The sequence below is a fragment of the Corynebacterium dentalis genome, assembly GCF_900232865.1.
GTDB classification, from domain to species: Bacteria; Actinomycetota; Actinomycetes; order Mycobacteriales; family Mycobacteriaceae; genus Corynebacterium; species Corynebacterium dentalis.
In genome coordinates this window covers 19,193-43,662 of sequence record NZ_OCTS01000008.1, presented here as the reverse complement: position 1 = coordinate 43,662, position 24,470 = coordinate 19,193, and the positions used below count along the sequence as shown (strand labels likewise).

The following is a 24,470-nucleotide window of genomic DNA, read 5'->3' as shown; positions in this document are numbered from 1 at the left end:
GACCCCAACACATGCAGCGTTCTTCCCATCCCTTACTCGCGGATACATCCTTCGGTTTTGTTGACCGCAACACGTCATCTCCGCAAATCTATAACCCGGTGCTCGTTGCCAATCGGGATGACAACCACATGCTCAAGGCCATTTTGCATGAGCTCAAACGATCGCGGTCGTTCACCTTTTCTGTAGCTTTCATAACCACCGGGGCACTTGGCCTTTTGAAGCAAGCATTGATTGACTTCCCCGGCGAGGGCACCATCATCACGTCCAATTACTTGGACTTCAATTCGCCAGAAGTGTTCTCGGAGTTGGTGGATCTTCCCAACGTCCAAGTGACTATTCACGAGGATCGCAACAGCCCTTTCCACACCAAGGCATACGTATTTGAGCAGGCAGGTTCGAGCACAGCAATTGTGGGAAGTTCCAACCTGACCCGCAATGCACTGTTGGTCAATAACGAATGGAATCTGCGCTTCTCTGCGATGCCGGACGGAGACATCGTCGATCAGATTCATTCGACGTTAGAAGATCAGAAGGCCCATGGTCATCCGCTCACTCAAGACTGGATCGATCAGTACGCTGCTCATCGTCGACCAACGATCACCCTGGATGATCTGACAACGGATGACGAAAAAGTCTTGCCCGTCGGTGAGATTGTGCCTAATGACATGCAAGTAGAGGCACTCGATGCCATTGAACGGGTATGGAAGTCCGAGGAAAAGCGAGCCGTGGTCATCTCCGCCACCGGTACGGGAAAGACCATTCTGGCCGCATTAGCCGTCAGACAAGCCGCGCCGAAGCGCTTTCTGTTCATTGTTCACCGAGAACAGATCCTCGATAAGGCTATAGCTGAGTTTCAGAGGGTACTGAACTTCAGCGACGCTGAGTGCGGAAAAATTGCGGGCCGGAATAAAGACTTTGACCCGAAGTACGTCTTTGCGACTATCCAATCTTTGTCACGGCCAGAGACTCTGAACCAACTGGACCCTCATGCCTTCGATTTCATCGTGATTGATGAAGTTCACAGGGCTGGTGCGATGGGGTATCAGAACATCATCAAGCACTTCAACCCTCAGAAATTACTGGGACTCACCGCTACTCCAGAACGCACCGACGGCTTCAACATCTTCGAGCTATTCGACCACAACGTTCCCTTCGAAATTCGCTTGCAAGAGGCCCTGGAGTCTAAAATGCTGGCCCCGTTCAACTATTACGGCGTCACGGATTACACCGATGATCGGGGACAATCCACCACGGATACCTCAGATCTCAGCAAGCTAGTCGAACCAGAGCGAATTCGGCATCTACTGAAGATGATCCGTCAGTACGGTCATAAGGGTGAGGTCCGTGGCCTGATGTTCTGCAGTTCGAAGCGGGAAGCTCACGAAATGAGCAACCTACTCAATCAGGAATCGGTCAATGGAAGGATTCTGCGCACCAAGGCCTTAACCGGTGATTCCTCCATGGATGAACGAGAGCAAACCGTTGGGCTATTGAAAGCTGGAGATATTGACTACATTCTGACGGTCGACATCTTTAACGAGGGAATCGATATTCCCTCCGTCAACCAAGTGGTAATGCTCCGCAACACGCAGTCCAGCATCATTTTTACTCAACAGCTGGGCCGCGGGCTGCGCAAGCACGCTGGCAAAGACCATCTTCGCGTGATCGACTTCATCGGCAATTATTCGAATAACTTCCTCATTCCGATCGCACTGTTTGGCGATAACTCTCGCAACAAACACAGCATAAAGAAGCGAGTTATCGAGGCTCAAAACAGCGGCGCAATCGCGGGCGTTTCTAGCGTGAACTTCGATGCCATCGCAAAGGAACGAATCTTTGCATCGCTTGACCAGGTGAAATTGGACAGTTTTGCGAACCTGAAGTCTGCTTTCCAGGAGTTGGAATTCCGACTGGGCACTACACCCAAGCGGATCGATTTCGCACGCTTCGACACCATCGATCCTGTTCTTCTTTGCACTTCATCCAATCTGAAGGGCAAAGACAGGAACTACTGGGGATTCATTCAAAAACTAGGGAAAGTAAAAGTTCTGCCCACGGTTGATGAAGGCAATATGTTGCGCTTCCTCGACACGGAAATCCTCAACGGAATGCGCCCACATGAATTGATACTTGTCCGCGAATTGCTTAGAAAAAACATGCTTAGTAAGAAACAGTTCAAGGATATTCTCGAGCAAGAGGGATTGACCAATTCTGACTTTGTCATAAATTCCGTTCGTCAAGTCCTGACTCTCGACTTCTACACTGAGCCGGATCGCATCAAGTTTCATCCGATCCTCGACCCACAAAGTTCAGGACTGTCGCCTCATCCAGAATTTTTAAATGCCTATCAGGCATCTTCGACCTTCACAGAGCATGTTGATGATGTGATTGAAACCGGTCTCTATCTCGCTCGGCACAAGTATGACTGGGCTTCTGACATGAAGGTCGGCAAAATTTACTCCCGTAAGGATGTCACACGCCTTCTCAACTGGAATAAGTCTGATATTCCGCAGAATATCGGCGGATACAAGCTCGACAAGGCAACGATGACTTGCCCAATTTTCGTCACTTATCACAAAGATGAGGCGATCTCAGAAACCACGAAATATGAGGATGCGTTTCTCGACCCGTCGCTCATGCGCTGGTTCACAAAATCAAAGCGAACCATGGGCAGCCCAACAGAGAGCAAGATCATCCATGGAGAAGCTGACCTCCACCTACTTGTGAAAAAGTCAGACAAGGACAACACGGCATTCTTTTATCTCGGGAAGGTTTCCCCTTCGTCTTCCCGCGATACCCAAATGCCTGGGAAAGATGCGAAGCCTGTAAATGTGGTTGAGATGAAGCTTCACCTCGAACAACCAGTCAGCGATGGTTTATTCGATTTCTTCGTCGGTGATCCGTCCATGTACCTCGAACACCGCAGAGCCGTGCCCGCTGAACCGCAAGCCTCACTCCACTCAACCAAGTAACATCGCGCCAGAAGCCCGAACTCCAAGCAACCACAGAAAGGCCACCACCATGATCGTCACCACCACCAACACCGTCGAAGGCCACACCATCGATCAGTACATCCGCATCGTTGCAGGTGAGACCGTTGTGGGCATCAACATGTTCAAGGACATCGGCGCCGGCATCCGCAACATCGTCGGCGGCCGCTCCGGCAACTACGAGGGCGAGATCATGCAGGCCCGCGAGATGGCTCTCGGCGAAATGGTCCAGCGCGCCATCGAGCTGGGCGCTCACGGAGTGGTTGGCGTGGACATCGATTACGAGTCCCTCGGCCAGGGCGGCATGATCATGGTCACCGCCTCCGGCACCGCCGTCACCCTCAAATAACCAACATCACACCTGGTCAAGCGGCTTGATCAAGATCGTCTCCACGTCCATGTGGCGTGGCCGCGAAGCCAACCAGCGCACCGTTTCCGCCATGTCCTCGGCGGTCAGGTTCAGGTTGTCTTCGTAGACCTTGTTTGCCTTTTCGACGTCACCCTTGAACCGATTCACCGAGAAATCCGTGGCCACTCGGCCCGGATCTAGCTGGCACACGCGCACGCCGTGTTCAGCGAATTCCATACGCATCACGTCAGTCAGTGCCGTTTCGCCGAACTTCGCCGCGTTATAGCCTGCCCCGCCGCGGTAGGCCGCGCGGCCCGCCATGGACACCACATTGATGATCTGTGGGGCATCCGTGTCCTTGAGCTGGCCGAATAGCGCGCGGGTGACCTGCAAGGTGCCCATGACGTTGGACTCATACATCCAGCGCCAGTCCGCCGGGTCAGCCTCGAGTACCGAGTCCAGTCCACGAGCGCCACCTGCATTGTTCACCAGAAGATCAATACCCCGCCCAGCGGTGACCTCTTCCAAGTTCTGGGCAAATTCATCGATGGATTGTTGATTGGTGACGTCGAGAACAAGAACGCTGGACTTCCCACCATCCGCTGCGATGCGCGCCTCCACCTCGCGCAACTTCTCCTCCCGGCGCGCGGCAAGTACAACGTGCCACCCGTCCGCGGCTAGAAACTCGGCGGTAGCAGCACCAATACCTGCGCTCGCGCCGGTGACAACGGCAAAACGGCCGTCCGTGGAAAGGGACTTGTACTTCTTCAGTGCGCTCATGCCACGCAATCCTACGTGCCTCCGCTGGCCACGAGGCACCCCTTGCTCCCCTTTCAGAGGGGTGTTTTGCACTTTGTAAAGCGAACCTGAGAATCGGCCTATATCGTTAGGTACCAATAAGTTTTTCAATTTTTATTTTCACGCGCGCCACACAGTGCCGTGAATCTGACCGTGACGTTTCCACTGGCTTGGTCGTCTCCCCTGCACATTCTGCCCTGATGGACACCCAATAAAGGAGAAGTAATGTCCGATAATCCATACGGTCCTACCTCGAATGGCAATGGCGATAACTCCGCCAATGGCAACGGTTCTCAGGGCAACGAGAACTCGCAGTCCGGCTTCGGCCAGCAGCAGCCCGGTCAGCATCCTGGCCAGCAGTCCTATGGGCAGGGCGATCAGGGTCAGCAGGGTTACGGGCAGGCAGGTTACGGCCAGCCTCAGCAACCACAGCCGGGCCAGGGCAGTTTCGGTCAGCCGGGTCAACAACAAGGTCAGCCACACTTCGGGCAGCCAGGCCAACAGGGTTTCGCTGGCGGCCCGCAAGGCTACCCAAATCAGCCGAACCAACCCGGACAACCGAACCAGCCCGGCCAGAACCCACAGTTCGGAGGCCCACAGAATCAGAACTTTGGCCAGCAGGGCCAGTACCCCTACGGCCAGCCCGGTGGCGCCCAGCCGTATGGCGCGATGAACAACAATTCCGGCGGTAGCGGCAAGAGCGTGGGCCTGATCATCGGCGCCCTGATCCTGGTCATTGCCCTCATCGTGGGTGCGTACTTCCTGTTCGTTGGTAACGACGACAACACTGACCCCTCCGCTTCCGAATCCAGTTCTTCCTCTTCTGAATCCTCGGAGGAGTCCGGCAACTGGGAGGACAGCCTGACCTCCGATTCCAGCGCTAGTAGCTCCAGCGACAGCGGCTACGAGGGCTACGGATCAGCAGATGATTCCCTTCCCGCTAAGTTCAAGACCGATCTTCCAAAGGATGTTTCGGACTGGGTTTACGGATGTGAAGAGGTCAGCTTCACCCTGCAGTACGAAGATGATTCGTCCGCTGATCGCGATATGGACGGCTACAGCTGCAAGGGTGCGACGAACCACGAGTGGGCTTTCCGCAGCATCGATTTCATCGACGATGCCGAGTACGCCGCAAACGTGGTGGAGCGGACGAAGTCTTCCGAGTACCAGCAAATCATCGAGGATGAACCGTCCAGCTTCGTGGCGATGGACGGCGATTACAACACCGATACGCTGATTATTTCCAACCCAGACAAGGGTGTAGTCCTGGAAGTGGAATACATGACCGAGGACACCATGAAGAAGGTCCTCAATGAGTTGGGCTACTCCGTCAACTAAACGGATTGCCCGCCCAGGAGGTACGCAAGTGAACCACAATCCCCACGGATATCACCATCATGGTTCCACGCCCCCTGGGCAGGGTCAGCCTTTCCCTCAACAGCCCGCCAACATCGATCCCCGGCAGAATCAATATGGCCTGCCACCAGGCGGTACCGCGCACAAGGCCAACATTCCCGCGCTGATCACGTTCATCGTTCTGGCGGTGATCGTGGTGATGATTTATGTGGGAGCTTTCGTTTTCTCCATCGTCGCCCAAAGCGAAGGCGATACCAGCCCTGGTAGCTCTGAAAGCAGTTCGGAATCTACGCAAGGCTTGGCGCCGAACAGCGACGATTCACCGCAGTTTCCCAGCGCGCAGCTACGCACCAACGCGGCGGATGACTCTCTGCCGGATTACTTCCGCAAGAATCTGCCAGTCAACCTCGATGGGTGGCTCGCGGAGTGCGAGGAATCTGGGTTCACGCTGGAACAGCCTGGCGACGATGAGGAATCAGGCGACTACCTGCGCGGTGTGAACTGCACGGGAGCGGCAGATTCCGCTTGGGCGTTAGAGTCCATCGATGTGCTGGATGTCGCGAACTACACCAACAGTGTGGTCAGTGATGCCAAGGACAGCGCGCATCACAGCATCGTTTCGGATACTCCAGATAACTTCGCCGCGATGGTGGGCAACGAGTCAGGCATGCAGACGCTGATCATCGCCAATCCGAGCCAGGCAGTGAGTCTGCGGATCGAATATGTCCAAGGTGGCGAGTATCAGATGACCCAGATTTTCGACCAGCTGGGCTACAACTAACGCTTAGAGTGCAGCTTCGAATGCCTCTGGGTACGTCACCGTGCCGGAGGTCAGTTCATCCTCGGTAAGATTCAGGATCTGCAGCTTGGCGGAATCACCGGCGGGGAACTCGAGGCCTTCGGCCTGGGTGAATCCGAAGCGGGAGAAGAAATCTTCGTAACCATAGGCCACAACTGCCTTGGCACCGAGGCCGTGCAGTGCTCCCACAGCGTGGTTGACCAGCGCAGCGCCCTGGCCGGCATCCTGCAGATCAGGAAGAACTGCCACGGGGCCGATGGCATAGACGTCAGAGATTTCCGTCTTGCCCTGATCGGTGGTGACAGTGACGGGCAGCACGGAGACGTGTCCCACTGGGCGACCTTCGTTGATGGACACGAAGCTAAAGGTCAGCTGACCTGCATCGCGGAGCTTTTCCACCATGAAGCTCTGGTGTCCGTCTCCACCGGGATTATCGGCGAAGGCCTGCATCACCAGAGCATTGATAACCCCTACTTCCGCCGGGCGCTCCGGGCGGATGTGGGTAACGCGGTTCGGATCATAAGACGAGGACTGGTTTTCAGTGTTGTCAGACATGTACCCGAGGTTACCCGCAAATGGCTACAGCTTCTTCAGTGCAGCTTCAATATCCTCCAGCAGATCCTCAATATTTTCGATACCCACAGACAGTCGCACCAAGTCGCGAGGGACCTCCAGCTGGGAGCCGGCCACGGACTGGTGGGTCATCGTCGCAGGATGCTCCAGCAGTGATTCCACGCCACCCAAGGATTCCGCCAGGCAGAACAGTTCCGTGGACTGACAGAACTTAAGCGCAGCGTCCTCGCTGCCCATCCGCACGGAGATCATTCCACCGAAGCCCTTACCCGTGCCCTGACGTGCAGCGATCTCATGATCCGGGTGCGATTCAAGTCCTGGGTACAGCACCTCGGCAACTTCCTCGCGTGCTTCTAGGAACTCCGCGATGGTCTGCGCGTTCTGGCAATGCCGGTCCATGCGCACGCCCAGGGTCTTGACTCCACGTGCGTTCAGGTAGGCGTCGAAAGGAGAGGCGATGGGCCCCGCACCACCGAGGAGGAAATCGACCGCCTCATCCAACTCGGCGCTGTTGTGCACGACTGCCCCGCCGACCACGTCCGAATGCCCACCGATGTACTTGGTGGTCGAGTGCACCACCACGTCCGCGCCGAGCTCGAGGGGGCGCTGCAGGTAGGGGCTGCAGAATGTGTTGTCCACGATGAGTGTGGCGTCGGATCCCTTGATCTTGCGCGCCACCTCGGCCACATCAGTAATGGCCAGCAGCGGATTGGTGGGGGTCTCCAACCAGACGACCTTGGTGTTGTCCCGCAGTGCGTCTGCCACCTGCTGCGGCTTAGTGGTGTCCACCACGCTGAACTCGATACCCCATTGGGTAAAGACGGAATCGATGAGGCGATAGGTGCCACCGTAGGCATCGTGGCCCATGATCAGGTGATCGCCGGGGCGCAGGATCGCGCGCAAGATAATGTCCGTGGCGGCCATGCCGGAGGCGAAGACCTTGCCGAACTCCGCGCCCTCAAGTGCAGCGATGGTCTTGGCCAGGCTCGCGACGGTGGGGTTGGCCACACGGCCGTATTCGAAACCTCCGCGCAGATCGTTGGGAGCGTTCTGCGCAAACGTGGTGGAGGCGTAGATGGGAACGTTGATGGATCCCATGGCCTGGTCTGGCTCGTAGCCCGCGTGAATTGCTGCGGTATCGAAGCCCGAGTTGTTCGCCTGAGAGTTGTCCGTTGCCATGGCGGCTCCTTTGGTGCGTATCGGAGTGCATCTCGAGCGATGGTGCGCGTCGAGTGCAAGGTTGCAAGGTATCGTGCCCCAGAATAGACCAAGCTGTCCACTTTTAGGACATTTTGGCCGACGCGCCCCCCTACCCACCACTTCTACGCCCGCATAGTGCGGGAACTATAGTTCGATCTATGTTGTTGGTCGCGTGCGGAATCCTCGTCGGTTGCCTTCTCCCCATCCAAACTGCGGCGAACACCAGGCTGAAGTTGAGCGTCGGCGCCCCACTTTCCGCCATCTTCTACTCGTTTTCCATCGGGTTTACCCTGCTGACGGTCGCTTCTTTGGTGGCGACGGGCGCGGTACTTCCCGGGATCATCGACCTGCACGGCGGCACCGGTCCGGACTACGGCTCTGCGCCATGGTGGATCTGGTTGGGCGGTGTGGCGGGCGTGGCCATGCTCCTGGGAAATATCCTGCTCTTCCCGCGCCTCGGCGCGCTGCAGACGGTGGTGTTGCCGATCGCCGGGCAGATCATATCTGGCCTGCTCATCGACCACTTTGGCCTGTTCCATGCTCCGCAATCTTCCCTCACTGCACCGCGCATTCTGGGTGCTGTGCTGGTGATTCTGGGCGTGCTCATCGCCGTGGGTGTGGTTCGTCCACGCCGCGCCACTTCCTCGTCTTCTATTACGACGCCAAACTCGCCCGAATCACACGCCATGCGCGGGCCCGAGGTGTGGCTGTGGAGACTCCTCGGCGTGTGCATCGGCGGCTTCGTTGCAGCACAGGCGACGATCAATTCTCACCTCGGCCAGCTGTTGAACTCACCCGTGCGTGCCGCGACGGTCAGCTTCGCGGTGGGCGTGGCAGTGCTTGCCGTGCTGGTGATTGTTGGCAGACAACCGCTGAAGGTCAAGCGTCTTCCGGCTTCACATGAAAAGGATGCGCAGAGCGAAAAGAACCCGCCGTGGATGTGGATTGGCGGCTTCATCGGCGCGATTTTTGTCACCACTCAAGCCATCTTGGTGGCTCAGATCGGCACGGGGATGACAGTCATCGCCACACTGATGGGCACGATGGTGGGCTCCCTGCTGGTGGATCGCTTTGGGCTGATGGGAGCGCCGCGCGTGCCGGTGACCAAGGCCAAAATCGCCGGACTGCTGGTGATGCTGGTGGGCGTGGCGATGGTTCGGCTGGTGGGCTAGTCAGTGATCGACTTCAATCAGCCAGCCGATATCGTCGCCCCACAGCTTCTCGGGGCGGTGCTCCGCCACGGACCCGTGGCCGTGCAACTCACTGAGGTGGAGGCCTACCTGGGGGAGGCGGATCCGGCGTCGCACGCATACAAAGGTCTCACCCCACGGTGCGCAACCATGTTCGGCCCACCCAGCCACCTATACGTGTATGCCAGCTACGGCATCCACCGAGCGGGCAACCTCGTGTGCAGTCCAGACGGCACCGCAGGCGGAGTGCTGCTGCGCGGCGCACGGGTGCTCGCAGGGATGGACGTGGTGCGCGAGCGAAGGGGCACAAAGCCTGTTGACGAAGCACTCGCGCGCGGACCAGGGAATCTCGGCAGTACGATGGGGTTTGACCTGAACCTCAATGGGCTTGAGGTGGGGCAGGTGGAGGAGCCTTTTGATCTTGATCAGCCCGTTTCGGACAATGCCCTCTATCTCCACGAGGGTGTCAGCGTGCCCGAGTTTCGAGTGGGTCCACGCATTGGCATCACCAAAAATGCGGACGCGCCACTGCGGTTCTGGATCCCCGGGGATAAGACGGTCACCACCCCGCGGAGATAGACCAGCCAAAGCGCACAAGCGTTTTTCACGCGGCGCCGGATGCGTGTACGTGAACAAGCTCGAGGACATTGATATGAACGTCCTCGAGGAGCTAGTCCGCCATTCCTGGGAGTCAGATCCGCAGAGCTGCTAGCAGCGCCCTAACTCCCGATCCATGGCATCGTACTCAGCGGGCGTGACCCACAGTTGATACTCCGCCTTCACCTGGATTTGAATGCTCACGTACTGGCACCGAAACGCCTTGTTCGCCGGTAGCCAGGTGGCCGCATCTCCCGCACCCTTTTGCTGGTTTGCTGGACCATCCACCGCCAGGAGGTTCAGCGGATCATTGGCGAACTGCTCGCGACGCTCCGCCGAGAGCTGCTGGGCGCCCTTTTGCCACGCATCAGCCATGGCCACCACGTGATCAATCTGCACCATCGCAGAGGTGTCCTGCCCGCGCAGGAAGTTGATCGTAGTGCCGGTGTACGGATCCTCCAGCACACCGCTGAGCACCTTGCACCCCTTCGGCGCATCAATGTTGTGCAGGTCCCGCTGCAGCACGTCATTGCGCTGGTCACAGCCGTTTCTGTCGATGTCTTTCCACCGCTGTCCAAACTGGTCGCGAGAGTAGCCCGTCTTCGGCGCCCTCCCCTTAACCTCCAAGGTGGCCAGGAGGTTGCGCATCGCGGTGGCGTGATCGCCCTGATTCCCGACGCCTAACTCGCCCTCATCCAGCTCCTCTTCCACCGGGGCGGGGGAAGGTTCTGGGGTATCCACTGAGCTAGGCGAGGGAGAAGCATTCGGATCCTCTAGGCCGCCCTCCTGCTGGGGCTCGGAATTGGGCAGGGTGGTGATGGAGCTTGGCGTCGAATATCCAAGCTCATCAAGCACGGCCGAGCAACCAGACACGAGGACACAACTCACCGCGACCAGCCCGGCAAGCACACCTGCCCGCACCCAGCGGAGACGATCAATCACAACACGAGAAAACTGCATACCTTATTTCTATCGGCGCCTGAGACAAACTAGGCGCTGGTGGTGGGACTAATCGAACGCCCGCTGTGCGCGCCGTCTCGCGGACCAGCCTGGGACGGTGTCTTGAGCGCAGTGAAGAACAACGCGAAGAACAACAGCACGCCAGTGATGCCCTGCGCATTAGCCAGGAAGTACTCCGGGAACACTAATCCTTGCAGGTCAACGGCCTCGTAGTAATCGTCACCGTAGATCGTGTACCACCCGAAGAAGTGCGCCACGATGGATAGCACCAGCGCGCCAAACACCCACTTGTTCAACGGGCGGAAAAGCAGCACGAACATCAACACCACGCCAGCCCAGTGGTGCGTCACCGCCAATGGCGAAGCCACCACGATGCCCAGCACCACCAGCAGCAATGAATCCACCGGGCGACCAGCCTTTTCCAACTTCCAAGCACCAATGATGCTCAGCACCGCGAATACCAGGAACCCGGGCCCCATGATGGTGTGCGCCAGATCCTCATTCATGCCACCGCGGGAAAGCAACCCGGTCAGCGCCTGATTGCGGACATACGGTGGCGCACCGCCACGATCCGGATTGAAGAACTCAACCGTCCAGAAGTACCAAGAATCCTGAGTGCGAACTGCAAAGCCTATCACCGCCGTGACCAGGAAGAAACCAGCCGAACGCGCCAGCGACCACCAGTCCTTACGCACCAGGAAAATCAACGCGTACGCGGCAGGGGTGATCTTGATACCCGCAGCGATACCGATGCCCAGCCCATGTACCTTGCGCGGCATAAAGCCCAGGACGTCCGCGGTCACCAACAGCACCAGGAAAATGTTGATCTGGCCGTACATCACGTGGGAGGTGATCGGCTCCAAGCTAATGGCGCAACCAGTCAAAGCCAGCGCCCACATCCACCACGTGCCACGAGTCAGAATCGATGCCTTTTCCTGCACAGATGCCGGTGCATCCACCCCACGCCCCAGACCTGCGCGGTAGGTAGCCATCGCAATCACGCCGAACACCGCGGCAAACGTGCCCAGCGTCCACAGCCACTCCATCAGACCCTCGGTCAACCACGCCAGCGGAGCGAACAGCAACGCAGCAAACGGCGGGTAGATGAAACGGAAGCCACTGCGGGTGGGGAAGTCATCGGAATACAGCGGATTGCCATCCAGCAAAGCCCGCCCAGCGTCGCGGAATACGCCCACATCCAGCAAGAATGAGTGCTGGGTGTGATCGAAGCCCTGGTACATATTGACGGCCAGGGAAATAAGGCCAACGATCCAAACCACGGGCGCCAACCGCTGAACCAACAGTGGCAGGCGCGGGGACATTTGTGGATCGTTCAGAACGCGCGCGTCCGCCGCAGAGTCATGCTGCAGAGTATGAGACATGCGTCCTGATTCTAGTCCAGCTGTGCTGCCAACCAATCAGAGACAATCGGCCACAGCGCGCTATTTGCCGAACGGTAGAAGCCCATGTGCCCCACCGGGCCGTTTTCCGTGGACTTTCCGCAGGGCACGTCCACCTTTTCCACCTGCGCTTGTGTGGCCTGGTCCGTCAGCACGTCCACGGCGGCGCGATTGGCCCAGAGATCATCGGTGAAGACAAGCGAGAGCAGCGGACCCGTGGCTTGGTGGAAGCGCTGGGTGAGGTCAAGGGTGTCGTCGTCAAAGAAATAGCCACGCTTTCGCGACCACCCGGACCACTGATGCATGACGCCGGCGGGGATGGATCTACCTATGCCGAGCTTTTCCACGGGCACGTAACCCAGGAAGCGGTAGGTCAGCGGCGTGACCACGTTGAACACCGCGCCGATCCGCAGGCGCTCTGCAAACGTACTGATCAGACGGGTGATGCCCGCGTGTGCAGCGACCATCACCATCGCGTCCACGTGGGTATCGCGCTGGGTGGCGATCATGCCGTGCGCGCCCACCGAGTGGCCCACGGCAAGGATCTTCCGATCTGGGTAGCGCTCCTGCAGCCAGCGTGTGGCCGAGGGGACGTCGTGAAGAATCCAATCGGACATCTTCATGTCCTTGTTCTTCGCATCGCCAGGTTGCTCACTGAGCCCGGAACCACGCAGATCGTAGATGAGCGTGGGCCAACCGCGGACGATGAGGTGCTCAGCGAACTTGCGGTAGAGGTGCTGGTTAACACCCGTTGCTGGGTGGAGAACCACGGCCGCGCGCGTATCTTCAGAGTCTGTCTCTGGGAGGAGCAACTGGCCTACCAGTTGGTGGCCGTCGTCCGTGGTGATGGTTACCGTGTCCATGGGCGCAAGGTTACATTTTTATATCCGACGCCACCGCCAAAAAGGTAGACTCGTGCAAATGAAGTTGCTTCAAAATCCCCGCGCTGCACTGCGCGACGCACAGAAGTCGATCGCCCGATTGCCAACCACCATCACCGCATGGGCCATGCAATCGCCGGACCGCCTACGCCACACTATGAACGCTTGGCCTCCGCTGGCTGGTTCCGGCGTGCGCATCATGGACATTAGCCAGGACTGGCGCGCCGCCCGCGTGGAGCTGAAATTAGCGCCGTGGAATGCGAATATGCACGGCGCTGCCTTCGGTGGAACCCTGTATGCGATGACCGATTTCCTCTTCGGCACCATCATCGCTCGCGTGTTGGGCAAGGACTATGAGGTGTGGACCCGCACGGGCACGTTCCAGTACTTGGCCCCTGGCCGCAATGGCGCATATATGGACGTGGAGTTCACCCGCGAGCTAGAAAAGTGGGTCCGAGATACTGTTGCCGAGGACGGTTATTGCAACGTGCCTTATACCTGCGTGATTAAGAACCGCGATGGATCCGTGGTAGGCATCGGGCAGCAGTCTTTGCACGCGCGCCCTCGTGGTGGCGGCAAGCGTGTCGACGCCCCGCAACAGGCAAAGCACGCCAATGGCCTAGTCCTAGAATCTCTCGCCACCACGTTGGTGTGGCACGTATTCAAGGACCGGCCGGATGTTTTGACGGTGCTGATGTCTGAACAGCGCCGGATCCCTGATCCGCGGGATCAGATGCGCTTTGTGTGCCAGCAGGTGCTGGAGAAGTCCGATAGGACGCGGGAGGATCTACTAGCGCTGGATATTCCGGAGGAGTACCTGGGCTAGTTGGAAACATGGCAAAAGCCCTTCATCTCAGCAATCAGGATCTGAGGTGAAGGGCTTTAGTGCTAAACGATGCCGCTTAGTAGCGTCCTCCGCGCACGTCGGCAGCCTCGATACGCTGCCGGGAAGCGTAGGCCGTCATCGCCGTGGCGATGATCCCGGTGAGAGTAATGAGCGTGCGCCAGTCGCCGTCGAGCAATCCCCCGAGGAGCACCCACACGATCGCGGCCACCACGGCCAGCGCAATCACCGCGAGGCCATAGAGGTGCTCATTGCCGGTGCCCACCACGGGGATGTACAGCAGACCAGCGAGAACACCGACGATGCCAGCGATGACACCAGTGACAATCGCCGTGCCCACGCCGCCGGAGCTCACTCCGGTGAACTGGCTCAGCAGTAGATCCACCACAAACACAGCCGCGAAGGTCACTGCTGCCGCGAGCACACCGAGGACGATCAGGTTGACGATGACCTTGGTGGCATCGAAACGGCCTGCGATGAGGCCAGACTTCTGGTTCTTGCCCCAGTCCGGATCACCTTGCTGCTGATAAGCAGCTTGCTGAGGCGGAGCCTGTTGATGTCCCTGTGCGTGATTGTCTTGGGGATAACCGCCGTAGCCGTCCTGCGGGTAGCCGCGCTGGTCTGAGTACCCGTCCTGAGATGGCCGGAACTGTCGCGTTTGGTCATCGTTGTAGTTGTGTGGGTTGCTCATGAGAGTTTCCTTTCGTGTGCGATTTTCTCGCGCTTTACGTACCGATGCTACAGATTAGCCAAGCATGGTTGGAGAAAGTTGTGGTAATCCCATGAGCCCCACTGGCCACAAACTGCAGGCAGAAAGCCTGTCATTCGTGGCAATAGCGGGCGGATTTACCCGAGTGGGCCGCCGCAGTTAGGCCATGCACCTGGGCCCTGCTGTGCCAGAACTTGCTCGGCAACGGCAATTTGCTGTTCCTTGGTTGCCTGGTCAGCGGATGGCGCATACTGCTGGCCGCCAAAGCCGTCCCACGTCTGCTGGGAGAACTGCAAACCGCCGTAGTAGCCGTTGCCCGTGTTGATGGACCAGTCTCCACCGGACTCACAAGCGGCCACCTGATCCCACTGCGCGACCGTCGCCGCGCCTGCCTGTGGGGCTGCGGCCAAAGCGAGTCCAGCTGCGATGCCAGATCCGACGAAAAGGTTACGTACTGTCTTTGCGGTCTTGTTCTGCATGAGTGTTGTGCACTCCTTCGAATAATTTCGCATTGAACGTGCGGGGCACTGCCGGGAAGGTCCTCGGCGACCCATGGCGAGCCAAACTACGGGAGCTCCCCCGCGCCCTGTCAAGCCAATTTGCGCTTCAGAACCCTCATTTAGCTGGCCTTTTCGGCCTTTCCGACGTTCGTTTCCCCAGCGCACGACGGTTACAACTTGATAAAATCGTTATATTCCTAAAATTTTTAGAAAGGGAGCTTGCGGCCATGGAAAACACTCCGGAAATGCGCATCGGCGACCCTGAGCGCTCCCGCGCCATCGATCTACTCTCAGAGCGCTTTGCTAGTGGCTATTTAAACGTCCAGGAGTTTGAAGATCGGACAGGCCAAGCTGCCCAGGCCATGTACAAATCTGAACTTGATGCGCTGATCGCAGACTTGCCTGCCGCAACAGCGCCAGAATCACAGTCGGCCCAGGACGTTTCTCCCCTCGAGGCCGAGCATGAGCTCCAAGAAGTTCGCCGTAAGGGGAAGCTGGTCAACACGATTGACGCTGCCCTGTGGGGTATCGCGATCATCATCATGTTCGTGGGCATCTTCACGGAAATCACTGATAAATGGTGGATCGTGTTCCCAGTCGCCGCCATTGGTTCATGGGTCGCTCGCGAAATCATCGGCCTCGACGATTCAGAAGAAGAAATCTACGAAGAGCTGGAGGAAAAGCACAAGGCAGAGCGCCAGAAGCGCATCCAGCAGGCCTACGAACGCAAGAGGGAACTCGGCCAGTAGCGCGCCATCGCTGCTCAGTTGCTCTTGCCGGACTTCTCTGACTGTTCTCACCAACTCTTCCCCATCACCCTCGTATTGGAATCTGTATTCAATACGGGGGTTCATTGCACTATTCTCCCTTTCTAATTGAACATTGATGTCACTAAGGGAGATAACCTCATGACCTTGACCTCGCGCCCATCGCGCACCCCAATCCGCCTCATAGCAGCACTCGCGGCCACCGGTCTGACCCTGACCGCCTGCTCCACGGACCCCAACAACAGCAATTCCGCAGGTGAAAGTAACACCGGAAGCGCAGAAGTGGCGTCGGAACAAAAAACACAAACCCCACCATCCGAAGCCGCAGGACCCACCCCGCGCCTAGTCACCACCTACGACGGCGGCCTGCTGACCCTCGACGCCAAAACCCTCGAAGTCCTCGATGACTCGAAACTCGACGGCTTCAACCGCCTCAACCCCTTGGGCGATGGCCGCAGTCTGCTTGACTCCACGAAGGAAGGATTTCGTGTTTTCGACGCCAGCTCCTGGACCGAACCACATGGCGACCACACCCACAGCTACACCACCGAACCGCTGCTGACAGACACCGTCTATTCCGCGACCAAGCCAGGTCACGTGGTGAATGAAGGCAAGCGCACGCTCATTTTCGGTGACGGTGACGGATCTATCCAGGAGTTGGACGCCCCCCTCGCGTCACGCTGACCGATACGAAGACCTCGACCATGCACGTGGTGGACGTGAAGGCCTCCTACAGCTTCCGGTCATTAGGCCGCGGGCCAGAAGGTGAGGCGCTGGTGCTGGGCACCGACGGCACGCTGCGCAAACTCGACCCAACCTCCGGTGAAATAACCGGCGAATACCCCGTGGCCAAGGAGTGGAAAGAATCCGAGACCTGGCAAGACCCCCGCCCGACCCTCTTCGTCCAAGACAAGTACGCCTACGTGACAGAACCCGCGACGAACAAGATCCACAAGGTGGATATCGCCACGGGCAAGGTGGTGAAGACAGTGGAGCTGCCGGAAACGTCGAATGAGCTCAACGGGGTGAAGGGCTAACTACTTCTTACGGGTATCGCCTGGCCACTGCGTGGTGGGGGCATTGGGATCTACCTTGTGAGCAGCATTGTTGGCGATGCCGTGGCCATCGGAGTTCCCGGTCTGAGGACGCTCAAACGCGGTGGTCTTAGCATCGCTGTAATCCTCTTGGGCAAAGTTGCGATCCGTCGCCGCGCCGAAGCTGCCGGTGTTTTTGCCATGCGCCACGTGATTGTTGCCCATGGCTCCGTTGCCAGCTCCCGCTGCCGCGCCCGTTCCGGCGACCGCACCGTTGCCAGCTCCTGCATATGCAGAATTCCCCGTACCGGACGCCGGATCGACATAACCGTGAGCCTCGGCATTCTTCTTTGCCAGCTTGGACTCCTTGCGTCGACGAAAAGGGGTCGCCAACAGGTAATCCAAGGAGATACGGCCAGCACCCGCGCCTGCCAACGCCAGACCCGCAGCGCCGATCACGGCAACCAGTTCCCAGCCACCGTCGGCCACGAAGATGCCGCCGTCGCGGTGCGCGAACCACGCCGCCGCAGCCATCTCCACGAACAGAATCGGGCCGACCAGCCGCACCAGCAGACCGATGATCAGCAGTGCGCCGCCCGCGATCTCAAAGTAGGTCGCGAACTGCGCAGCCAGCTCCGGGCTGGGCACACCCATCTTGTCGAAGTTCTGGCCGGTGCCCTCCACGGTCCAGTCATTGTATTTTTGCCAACCATGCGCAATAAGCACCACGCCGAGAATGACGCGCGCAACCAACAGTGAAATATCCCTAAGTGCAGTCATGCCGCCAGACTACCGGCGATCCACCGCGCGCGAATTTTGCACGCTCCGGCATCACGCGAAAAGCCGCTCCCACTTGTCCAGCCCCACCCGCTGCACCAGGTCGCGGTACATCATCGTCTGCCGCAGCCCGGAGAGCAGCCGCGGCGACTTCACCATGCCATCCCACCCCGCCGACCATGTCATTTTCGACGCCATACTCCACACGCTCACAGCTTCCCCCTTTTCATTCTGCGAGAGAATGTTCTGCACTTCGCGAGCGCGCCGCAGCACGTGCTGGGCAGTTTCCTCGATGCGGGCGGGGAGATCAGTGAAGCAGTAGCCGTGGCCGGACAGGACGCGATAATCGTCGAATTCGCTGATGCGCACAAGAGAGTCCAAGTACTGCTCAATAGGATTGCCCGGCGCGGGTGCCACAGACAGGCCAATTCCGGGGAAGATCGTGGGGATGATCTGATCAGCGGCGATGAGGATTTTCTGCGCGCGGTCGATCAAGCACATGTGGCCGTCGGTGTGCCCGGGCGTGATGACGACCTCCCAAGGCAGGTCGCTGAGCTCTGGGATGTCGAGCTGATCCAGGCGGTCGCCGTCTTCGAGCAAGACATCGGGGCGCTGCTTTGGGAAGAACCAGCGGTCACGGGTGGTGGAAGTGTTGGCGTCTTTAGCACCTTTGGTCTCCTTGGCGCCGGGGAGTTTGTCCAGGTCAAGGGCGCCTGCGGGCGCGCCGATGCTTTCCTCCGTCAGCGCGAATCTGTCTGGGTTGGCGGGCCGATCACCGCGCGCCTGCTCGACGGATGTCCATTCGCGGGAGCTCATCACGAGCTTGGCGTTCGCGAGCTGCGCTAGCGGACCGGCGGCACCCAGGTGATCGGGGTGCGCATGGGTGGCGATAACTGCCTTGATGTCCTGAATGCTGCGCCCACGTTGGATGAGGAAATCGTTGAGGGGTTGGGCGATGCTTGCACGAAAATCATCGCGATCCGGCCATCCGGGGTCAACCACCGTAACGCCGTGCTCGGTGATGAAGACCATGGAATACACGTACTGAGGGCCTTCGCCACCTGGCATCGGTACTGATCGGACCCACAATTCGCGGTTCTTGTGGGTGATCTGGTTAGGCTCCTCGGATTCGGCAAACTCATCGAACTGATCGAGGGGGATGCGGACAGGTTCAGGCAGGCGCTCGCCGAGCGCGGCCTGATATTGATCCGGAAACAGCGGTGTACACACAGTTGTCCACTGTAGCGATGACCTGCGGCGGTTCACTGTGGGCGGCGGCATGGAGGTCGGTGGGTCGGTTCGCCTCGTGCTGTGGCGGGTTGGTTCGCGCGGCCACCCGGCACAGTTCGCGGCTCGGCTCGGTTCATGCTTTGGCGGATCGGCTCGTGCGGCACGCGGCTCGGGTCGGGTTGCGCGGCACGTGGATCGGTACGCGATTCGGGTCGCGCGGGTCGGTTCACTCGACCAGATTCACAATTCTTCCCCAACTGGTCGCGCCAATTCCCACCCGTCACATTCACCTGGGGAAATGCAAAGTGCCGAAACACGTTGGGGAAAGATTGTGAATCTGATCCTGGAGGCTTGGCCCCAGCGGCGCCCTAAGCAGAATCTCGGCTCCTGGAAGTATTTAGCTATTGGACTTCCGGATCGTCACGATCGTGAACGCAACCAAAAAGCTTGCAGCCAGCGAGAACATCGCAACATAGATCATGCCAACGCCCCAGAGTCCGGTGATATCTGTCGATGATCCGTACAGACCAAAACAAACGCCAACCCCCAGTGCTGAATAGAACCCTGAGATCAAAGCCACTACCAGCCAAGACTCAATCCGCTTAAGCCCCCACCACACCAACAAGTACATTCCGGCGATGCCCGATAGACCCGCCCCGATGATGTGCCCCGGGCCAAATTGCCCAGCATGCGCCACGGAACAGACCAGCCACATCCACACAGCAGGAATTGCCACCGCCGCAAGCACATCAGCCGAAAATCGCTAAGCTGTACGTCATGTTTCTCGCAGAAGCTCTTGCAAAACGTGCCGAGCGCGAAGGCCGCCAAGCGCCTCAAGTCTTGGCATATGGCACCGATTGGCGGATCGGCAGGAGCGTTCAATTCGCTCGTCCTACAGGGAACCCGCCCCGTACGACTCACAATTGGTACTACGGCCCGTAAAACGGCTGAACAGGTTATTGATTATTACCGCCGCGCTGGGAATCAGCCGTTGAATGAGGGTTGGGAACGGGGACACATACTTTAAAGTCTTGCGGCTTTTGATGGCGCTGGGGGGAGCGCCGGTTTTGGCGTGCGCAGGGAGCGTTTTAGTGCGCTCTGCTCAATGTTTCGTTTTTTGTTTTCTTTATTTCCCGACGCCAAGCTCACCCCCGCCAAACTTAAGTACCAAAACTCAACGGGCGCGTTCTATTTCCGCAAGAGAATGTGGCGCACGTGACTAACTGAATCGAGTTTTGGTACAGAACTATGAACAGTTCAACGGCGCAACGGAATAACAGCACCAGGGGCATTGGTACCGCCGAAGCGAGGCCACGTCGGAACTGTTAGCAATGACAACCCACCACCACCCAGTGAAAACCGGCGGCCCGCACCTTATGAGTGAGAGACCGCCGGTCTGCTTGTGAACCTCAGCTTCTGAAGCTCTTCTGTGGGCGAAGGGGGACTTGAACCCCCACGTCCCGAAGGACACTGGCACCTGAAGCCAGCGCGTCTGCCATTCCGCCACTCGCCCGAGTGGTTTCATCGCGTGAGCGACAAGGAAAAACTATAGCACCGGGTTCAGAAACTAACAAAAACGTGCCGTGCGCTGCAGTATCCTGGACACACCGCTTACTAGTTCTTCGCCAGATTCCTTGCCGAATCCGACACAGCGAAACCCCAACGAATACCGCCTCACCCCCAGTGCTAGTCGCCCAGCGAACACCGGCACACTCCCCGCCGCATCCCAAAATTCCGAATATCAAACGTCTGGAACGCGCCGTCCGTTACGCTTCCTGAATCGACCTTCACTAAGGTTTTTGAGAGTTCTTGAGTATCCTATGCAGTAACCGTGCAGCCGGATCGCAGCTTTTTGCAAGCCCCGCCTTGCCCAAGCTCGCAATGGCCTTGGAACCTCAACCTTGGGAAAAATAGCCCGATACCAGCCCAAACGTGATGCTGACAGTTGGCTGCACCGAGAACGAAAGGAAGTCCCCACATGGACCTCTTTGGCAAATTTAGGAAGCTGGACAGTTCGCTTCAGCGCGGCCTGGATAACGGCTTCGCGCGCGTATTCGGCGGCGAGGTAGTCCCCGCAGAGATCGACGAAACTCTCAAGCAGCAAGTCGAGAACTCCGTGATGATGGACCCGGACGGCAACCGTTGGGCGCCGTGCCACTTTGTTGTCAACATCTCTCAGCGCGATTTCGATTCGCTCAATGAGAAGCACAGCGATGTGGAGGACGATCTCTCCGATCGCCTCCAGCGCTTCATCCGCAATTCCGGATGGCGCACCAATTCCCCAGTTCAGGTGATCATTCAGCCCCGCGAGGGCATGCATTCCGGCCAGCTGAAGGCCGATTCGATGTTCAACGCACCGCCTCGTTCTGAGTCCCGTTCAGAAGCTCGTTCCGAGTCCCGCCCGGATTCCAGCCGCGAGCAGGATCGCCGCGATGAGTGGGAAACTCACCGTAGTGATGAGTCCGGGGAGAATTGGGACGACGCAAACTCCGCGCCCTCCAGCGAGGGTTACCACGGCGCTGGTTATGACCAGCCGCACGATAGCTCTGAGCGCAACCAGCAAAGCTACGATTCCCTGAAGTCCGCTCACGATGAGCAGCAGGAGCGCGACCGCCAGGTCCACGCCGAAGCAGCAGGCACGGCAGGTGCCGACGCCGCAGGAGCAACAGCAGCCGCCGCCGGCGCAGCTTCAGCAGCAGCAAGCTCCGCATCACCGGAGCTCTCGGACATCGTCAAGCCCGCTCCAAGCTCCAACTACGTGTGGGATAACCCAGCGGCTTCCCAGGCTCATAGCGCAGAGGGCGCAGAGTTGGCGTCGGAAGAAAAGGGGGCAGACCAGCACCCCGGTGAGAGCGCCTACGCCACCGATCCACTCACCAACCCGCCCGCACAGCCCACCAGCTACCCGGGCACGGAAGTCCTCGCGCACAACGTTTACAAGGAAGATCCACGCACCGGCGCCTCCAGCGACCGCAACGAAACGCACGCGGAGGTTACGTTGATCCTGCGCGATGGCTCGGACCGTCGGCACGTGCTGCGCGAAGGCTCCAATGTGATCGGGCGCGGCAACGGCGTGGACTTGCGCATCCCGGACACGGGCGTATCTCGCCAGCACGCGGAGATCTCCTGGGATGGATACGATGCCGTGCTCACGGACCTGCAATCCACCAACGGCACCTCAGTGAATGACACCCCCATTGAAAACTGGTTGCTGGCGGATGGGGACCTCATTGTCATGGGGCATTCCGAAATTGAGGTCCAATTCCGCTAAGGGCACTCCCTCTTGTCTCGCTCGTCTACTAGGCTGTTCACGGTAACTATCTAAAATCCCTTCGCGAGGAGTTGAGTACCGTGCAGACCACACTGCTTCTAGTGGCCAAGATCGGCCTCCTGGTGCTGCTGTGGTTCTTCATTTGGATGACCCTGCGCGCCTTGCGTTCTGATGCTGACCGCGCGTCCGGTCTGCAGGCTGCCGCTCCGGTTGTGGCTGCGGCACCGTTTGTCCAGGGTAGCGAGCCTTCCCAGGGCTCCCGCGGCTTTGCTCCTTTTAAGCGCACCAAGGCGCCCACGGCCCTGACTCTGGTGTCCGGCCCGCTGATGGGCACCCACCTGGAGCTGCAGGGATACAACGAGGTCACCATTGGTCGCTCCCAGAGCGCCACGCTGGTTTTGGAGGATGACTTCGCTTCCGGCCGTCATGCACGCCTGATCAAGCGCGGTCCGGAGTGGTTCCTGGAGGATCTGGATTCCCGCAACGGCACGTTCATCGGTTCACAGCGCATCGACCAGCCGGAAAAACTTTCCGCTGGTCAGGAAGTTCGCGTTGGACAGACCCTGGTCCGGATGGAAGGTTAGGCGAATGTCTCTGGTGTACACTCACCACCTCATCCCCGAGTCCCCACTAAGGATCCCCGCATGAGCCCACAATTGACGCTGAATTACGCGGCTTGCTCTGACCGGGGTCTGGTCCGCGGTAACAACGAGGATTCCGCGTACGCCGGTCCGCGCCTGCTGGCGCTGGCCGATGGCATGGGTGGGCACGCTGCTGGTGAGGTGGCCAGCACGTTCATGATTGATGCCCTCAAGCCGCTGGATTCCCCGCTGATTGAGGATCCAGAGCACTCCGAGCGTTTGGAAACCCTCCTGGCCACGGCCATGGACGAGGGTAACCAGAACATTGCGATGCACGTCCAGGAGAACCCCACGCTCGCGGGCATGGGCTGCACGTTGACCTCCCTGTTGTTCCGCGGCAATGAAATTGGTTTGTGCCACGTGGGCGATTCCCGCGGCTACCGCCTGCGCGATGGCGAGCTGGAGCAGATCACCACGGATGACACGTTCGTCCAATCCCTCGTGGAGCAGGGCAAACTGAATCCCGCGGACGTTTCCAGCCACCCGCAGCGCTCCCTGATCCTCAAGGCGTTGACGGGCCGGCCGGTGGAGCCGACGCTGAGCATTTTGGAAGCCCAGCCGGGCGATCGCTACATGCTGTGCTCCGATGGCCTATCCGATCCCGTGAGTTTCGACACGATGGTCGAGATCCTGCGCGCTTTCCCGCCTGCTCAGGCCGCTCGCAAGTTGGTGGAGATGGCGCTGCGTGGCGGTGGGCCGGACAACGTCACCGTGGTGGTTGCCGATGTAGTTGATTTCGACGCCAACTCGGATGCTCCCGTGGATTCGAAGATCAAACTACCGAGTTCTCCCGTGCTCGTCGGCGCAGTTGGTGGCGAGGCTGCGGACGAAGACCGGCCGGATTCTCCTGCGTCTCGCGCGGCGGCACTTTCCAACCTGCGGACCACAAATTCACAGTCCGCTCCTAGCGCTCCTGCCGCCGCAGACACAGCAGCACACAAGGAAGAGCCCACTGCAGCTCGCCCACAGAAGAAGCCTCGTTCCAAGAAGCTGTGGGCTGCGCTGGGGGCGGTGTTAGTCATCCTCGCGCTGGTGGGTGCCGCCGGGTTTCTGGGGTACAAGAAGGTCCAGAACACCTACTACGTCGCCGAGCAAGACTCGCGGATCGTCATCAACCGCGGGCTGCCGGAACCGGTCCTAGGAATCCAGCTGTCCAGCCATTTTCAGGATGTCTGCCTGACAGAGAATTCCACTTTGCTGTTGCTGGATGAGGGCTCCACGGACAACTGTCACCGCTTTGCCACCACAGATCTGACTCCCGCGGCTCGCGGCGCGCTGGAGAGCCTGCCGGAAGATAACTATGACGCGGTGGTGCAGCAGGTGCAGCGCCTCTCCGAGCAGACCTTGCCGGTCTGCGTGACGCGTAGCCCTGCTGCATCCAACAGTTCTGATAGCTCCAAGACCAGCTCCCCATCCGCCAGCGGTTCGGCCGAAGCAACGTCGGAATCGGAAGCGAATAGTGACCGGAACACGAGCGAATCGGAAACGTCCGCTCCAAACACCACGGCTCGCGCCACCGATACCTCTACTAGCCAGTCCACGCACTCGGCTGCTCCGGAAGATCTGACCACTCCGGGGGTTTCCTGCCGGGAGGTGAAGTAGAC

At 58.9% G+C, this 24,470-nt stretch carries 23 protein-coding genes, 1 tRNA gene and 1 pseudogene; 13 read left to right on the top strand and 12 right to left on the bottom strand.

The window, feature by feature from the left end; translation table 11 throughout:
- Positions 1-11: 11 nt before the first annotated feature.
- A complete protein-coding gene (locus tag CS919_RS09725) occupies positions 12-2,972 on the top strand; it encodes a DUF3427 domain-containing protein (RefSeq protein ID WP_099299293.1) in 2,961 nt (986 codons plus the stop codon).
- A gap of 49 nt (positions 2,973-3,021) precedes the next feature.
- Positions 3,022-3,339 carry a YbjQ family protein gene (locus CS919_RS09720; protein WP_099299292.1) on the top strand — a complete coding sequence of 106 codons (318 nt, stop codon included), beginning with the start codon at positions 3,022-3,024 and terminating at the stop codon, positions 3,337-3,339.
- A gap of 6 nt (positions 3,340-3,345) precedes the next feature.
- Here CS919_RS09720 and CS919_RS09715 read toward each other — a convergent pair whose 3' ends face one another.
- Positions 3,346-4,119, bottom strand: coding sequence for an SDR family oxidoreductase (locus CS919_RS09715; RefSeq protein ID WP_099299291.1), 774 nt, complete (start codon positions 4,117-4,119; stop codon positions 3,346-3,348).
- A gap of 243 nt (positions 4,120-4,362) precedes the next feature.
- Here CS919_RS09715 and CS919_RS09710 point away from each other — a divergent pair, with 243 nt between their 5' ends.
- Together CS919_RS09710 and CS919_RS09705 are read left to right on the top strand one after the other, a co-directional pair.
- Positions 4,363-5,475 carry a hypothetical protein gene (locus tag CS919_RS09710; protein WP_099299290.1) on the top strand — a complete coding sequence of 371 codons (1,113 nt, stop codon included), beginning with the start codon at positions 4,363-4,365 and terminating at the stop codon, positions 5,473-5,475.
- Positions 5,476-5,503: 28 nt separating this feature from the next.
- Positions 5,504-6,274 carry a hypothetical protein gene (locus CS919_RS09705; RefSeq protein ID WP_099299289.1) on the top strand — a complete coding sequence of 257 codons (771 nt, stop codon included), beginning with the start codon at positions 5,504-5,506 and terminating at the stop codon, positions 6,272-6,274.
- 3 nt (positions 6,275-6,277) lie between these two features.
- Here the strand turns inward: CS919_RS09705 and CS919_RS09700 are convergent, their stop codons facing one another.
- Both CS919_RS09700 and CS919_RS09695 read right to left on the bottom strand, forming a co-directional pair.
- On the bottom strand, positions 6,278-6,847 hold the full coding sequence (locus CS919_RS09700) for a GNAT family N-acetyltransferase (RefSeq protein ID WP_099299288.1): 570 nt from the start codon (positions 6,845-6,847) through the stop codon (positions 6,278-6,280).
- A 24-nt stretch (positions 6,848-6,871) separates the two neighbouring features.
- Positions 6,872-8,044 carry a cystathionine gamma-synthase gene (locus tag CS919_RS09695; protein WP_099299287.1) on the bottom strand — a complete coding sequence of 391 codons (1,173 nt, stop codon included), beginning with the start codon at positions 8,042-8,044 and terminating at the stop codon, positions 6,872-6,874.
- 179 nt (positions 8,045-8,223) lie between these two features.
- On the opposite strand from CS919_RS09695, the gene CS919_RS09690 reads away from it, so the two are divergent.
- Positions 8,224-9,237, top strand: coding sequence for a DMT family transporter (locus CS919_RS09690; protein WP_099299286.1), 1,014 nt, complete (start codon positions 8,224-8,226; stop codon positions 9,235-9,237).
- Between the two features lie 3 nt (positions 9,238-9,240).
- Positions 9,241-9,834 carry a DNA-3-methyladenine glycosylase gene (locus CS919_RS09685; RefSeq protein ID WP_099299285.1) on the top strand — a complete coding sequence of 198 codons (594 nt, stop codon included), beginning with the start codon at positions 9,241-9,243 and terminating at the stop codon, positions 9,832-9,834.
- Positions 9,835-9,966: 132 nt separating this feature from the next.
- Here the strand turns inward: CS919_RS09685 and CS919_RS09675 are convergent.
- From CS919_RS09675 to CS919_RS09665, 3 genes and pseudogenes are all read right to left on the bottom strand, one after another.
- Positions 9,967-10,593, bottom strand: a pseudogene (locus CS919_RS09675) (HNH endonuclease family protein); the annotation flags it as partial.
- Between the two features lie 248 nt (positions 10,594-10,841).
- On the bottom strand, positions 10,842-12,194 hold the full coding sequence (locus CS919_RS09670; protein WP_099299283.1) for a glycosyltransferase 87 family protein: 1,353 nt from the start codon (positions 12,192-12,194) through the stop codon (positions 10,842-10,844).
- Between the two features lie 11 nt (positions 12,195-12,205).
- Positions 12,206-13,075 carry an alpha/beta hydrolase family protein gene (locus tag CS919_RS09665; protein WP_099299282.1) on the bottom strand — a complete coding sequence of 290 codons (870 nt, stop codon included), beginning with the start codon at positions 13,073-13,075 and terminating at the stop codon, positions 12,206-12,208.
- A 145-nt stretch (positions 13,076-13,220) separates the two neighbouring features.
- Between CS919_RS09665 and CS919_RS09660 the strand changes: the two genes are divergently transcribed.
- On the top strand, positions 13,221-13,919 hold the full coding sequence (locus CS919_RS09660) for a PaaI family thioesterase (RefSeq protein WP_200818374.1): 699 nt from the start codon (positions 13,221-13,223) through the stop codon (positions 13,917-13,919).
- Between the two features lie 76 nt (positions 13,920-13,995).
- On the opposite strand, the gene CS919_RS09655 is transcribed toward CS919_RS09660, so the two are convergent.
- Both CS919_RS09655 and CS919_RS09650 read right to left on the bottom strand, forming a co-directional pair.
- Positions 13,996-14,628 carry a hypothetical protein gene (locus CS919_RS09655; RefSeq protein WP_099299280.1) on the bottom strand — a complete coding sequence of 211 codons (633 nt, stop codon included), beginning with the start codon at positions 14,626-14,628 and terminating at the stop codon, positions 13,996-13,998.
- Positions 14,629-14,783: 155 nt separating this feature from the next.
- Positions 14,784-15,125, bottom strand: coding sequence for a transglycosylase family protein (locus CS919_RS09650; RefSeq protein ID WP_099299279.1), 342 nt, complete (start codon positions 15,123-15,125; stop codon positions 14,784-14,786).
- Positions 15,126-15,373: 248 nt separating this feature from the next.
- Between CS919_RS09650 and CS919_RS09645 the strand changes: the two genes are divergently transcribed.
- The 3 genes from CS919_RS09645 (at position 15,374) to CS919_RS10900 (ending at position 16,950) form a co-directional block, all read left to right on the top strand.
- Positions 15,374-15,895 (top strand): DUF1707 SHOCT-like domain-containing protein, encoded by a 522-nt coding sequence (locus CS919_RS09645; RefSeq protein WP_099299278.1) that lies wholly within the window; start codon positions 15,374-15,376, stop codon positions 15,893-15,895.
- A gap of 159 nt (positions 15,896-16,054) precedes the next feature.
- On the top strand, positions 16,055-16,597 hold the full coding sequence (locus tag CS919_RS10905; protein WP_234990901.1) for a hypothetical protein: 543 nt from the start codon (positions 16,055-16,057) through the stop codon (positions 16,595-16,597).
- Positions 16,598-16,617: 20 nt separating this feature from the next.
- Positions 16,618-16,950 carry a hypothetical protein gene (locus tag CS919_RS10900; RefSeq protein WP_234990900.1) on the top strand — a complete coding sequence of 111 codons (333 nt, stop codon included), beginning with the start codon at positions 16,618-16,620 and terminating at the stop codon, positions 16,948-16,950.
- On the opposite strand, the gene CS919_RS10895 is transcribed toward CS919_RS10900, so the two are convergent.
- The 4 genes from CS919_RS10895 to CS919_RS09620 all read right to left on the bottom strand — a co-directional run bounded on the left by CS919_RS10895 (position 16,951) and on the right by CS919_RS09620 (position 20,467).
- Positions 16,951-17,727 carry a DoxX family protein gene (locus CS919_RS10895; RefSeq protein ID WP_234990899.1) on the bottom strand — a complete coding sequence of 259 codons (777 nt, stop codon included), beginning with the start codon at positions 17,725-17,727 and terminating at the stop codon, positions 16,951-16,953. It abuts the gene before it with no gap.
- Between the two features lie 51 nt (positions 17,728-17,778).
- A complete protein-coding gene (locus tag CS919_RS09630; RefSeq protein WP_159460974.1) occupies positions 17,779-18,954 on the bottom strand; it encodes an MBL fold metallo-hydrolase in 1,176 nt (391 codons plus the stop codon).
- Between the two features lie 397 nt (positions 18,955-19,351).
- The gene (locus CS919_RS09625) at positions 19,352-19,690 is read right to left on the bottom strand and encodes a hypothetical protein (protein ID WP_143341788.1); all 339 of its coding nucleotides are present in this window, start codon (positions 19,688-19,690) and stop codon (positions 19,352-19,354) included.
- A gap of 694 nt (positions 19,691-20,384) precedes the next feature.
- Positions 20,385-20,467 (bottom strand) — tRNA-Leu (locus CS919_RS09620).
- A 465-nt stretch (positions 20,468-20,932) separates the two neighbouring features.
- Between CS919_RS09620 and CS919_RS09615 the strand changes: the two genes are divergently transcribed.
- The 3 genes from CS919_RS09615 (at position 20,933) to CS919_RS09605 (ending at position 24,468) form a co-directional block, all read left to right on the top strand.
- On the top strand, positions 20,933-22,225 hold the full coding sequence (locus tag CS919_RS09615) for an FHA domain-containing protein (RefSeq protein ID WP_099299275.1): 1,293 nt from the start codon (positions 20,933-20,935) through the stop codon (positions 22,223-22,225).
- 80 nt (positions 22,226-22,305) lie between these two features.
- Positions 22,306-22,809, top strand: coding sequence for an FHA domain-containing protein FhaB/FipA (locus tag CS919_RS09610; RefSeq protein ID WP_099299274.1), 504 nt, complete (start codon positions 22,306-22,308; stop codon positions 22,807-22,809).
- A gap of 60 nt (positions 22,810-22,869) precedes the next feature.
- On the top strand, positions 22,870-24,468 hold the full coding sequence (locus CS919_RS09605; RefSeq protein ID WP_099299273.1) for a PP2C family protein-serine/threonine phosphatase: 1,599 nt from the start codon (positions 22,870-22,872) through the stop codon (positions 24,466-24,468).
- Positions 24,469-24,470 lie beyond the last annotated feature (2 nt).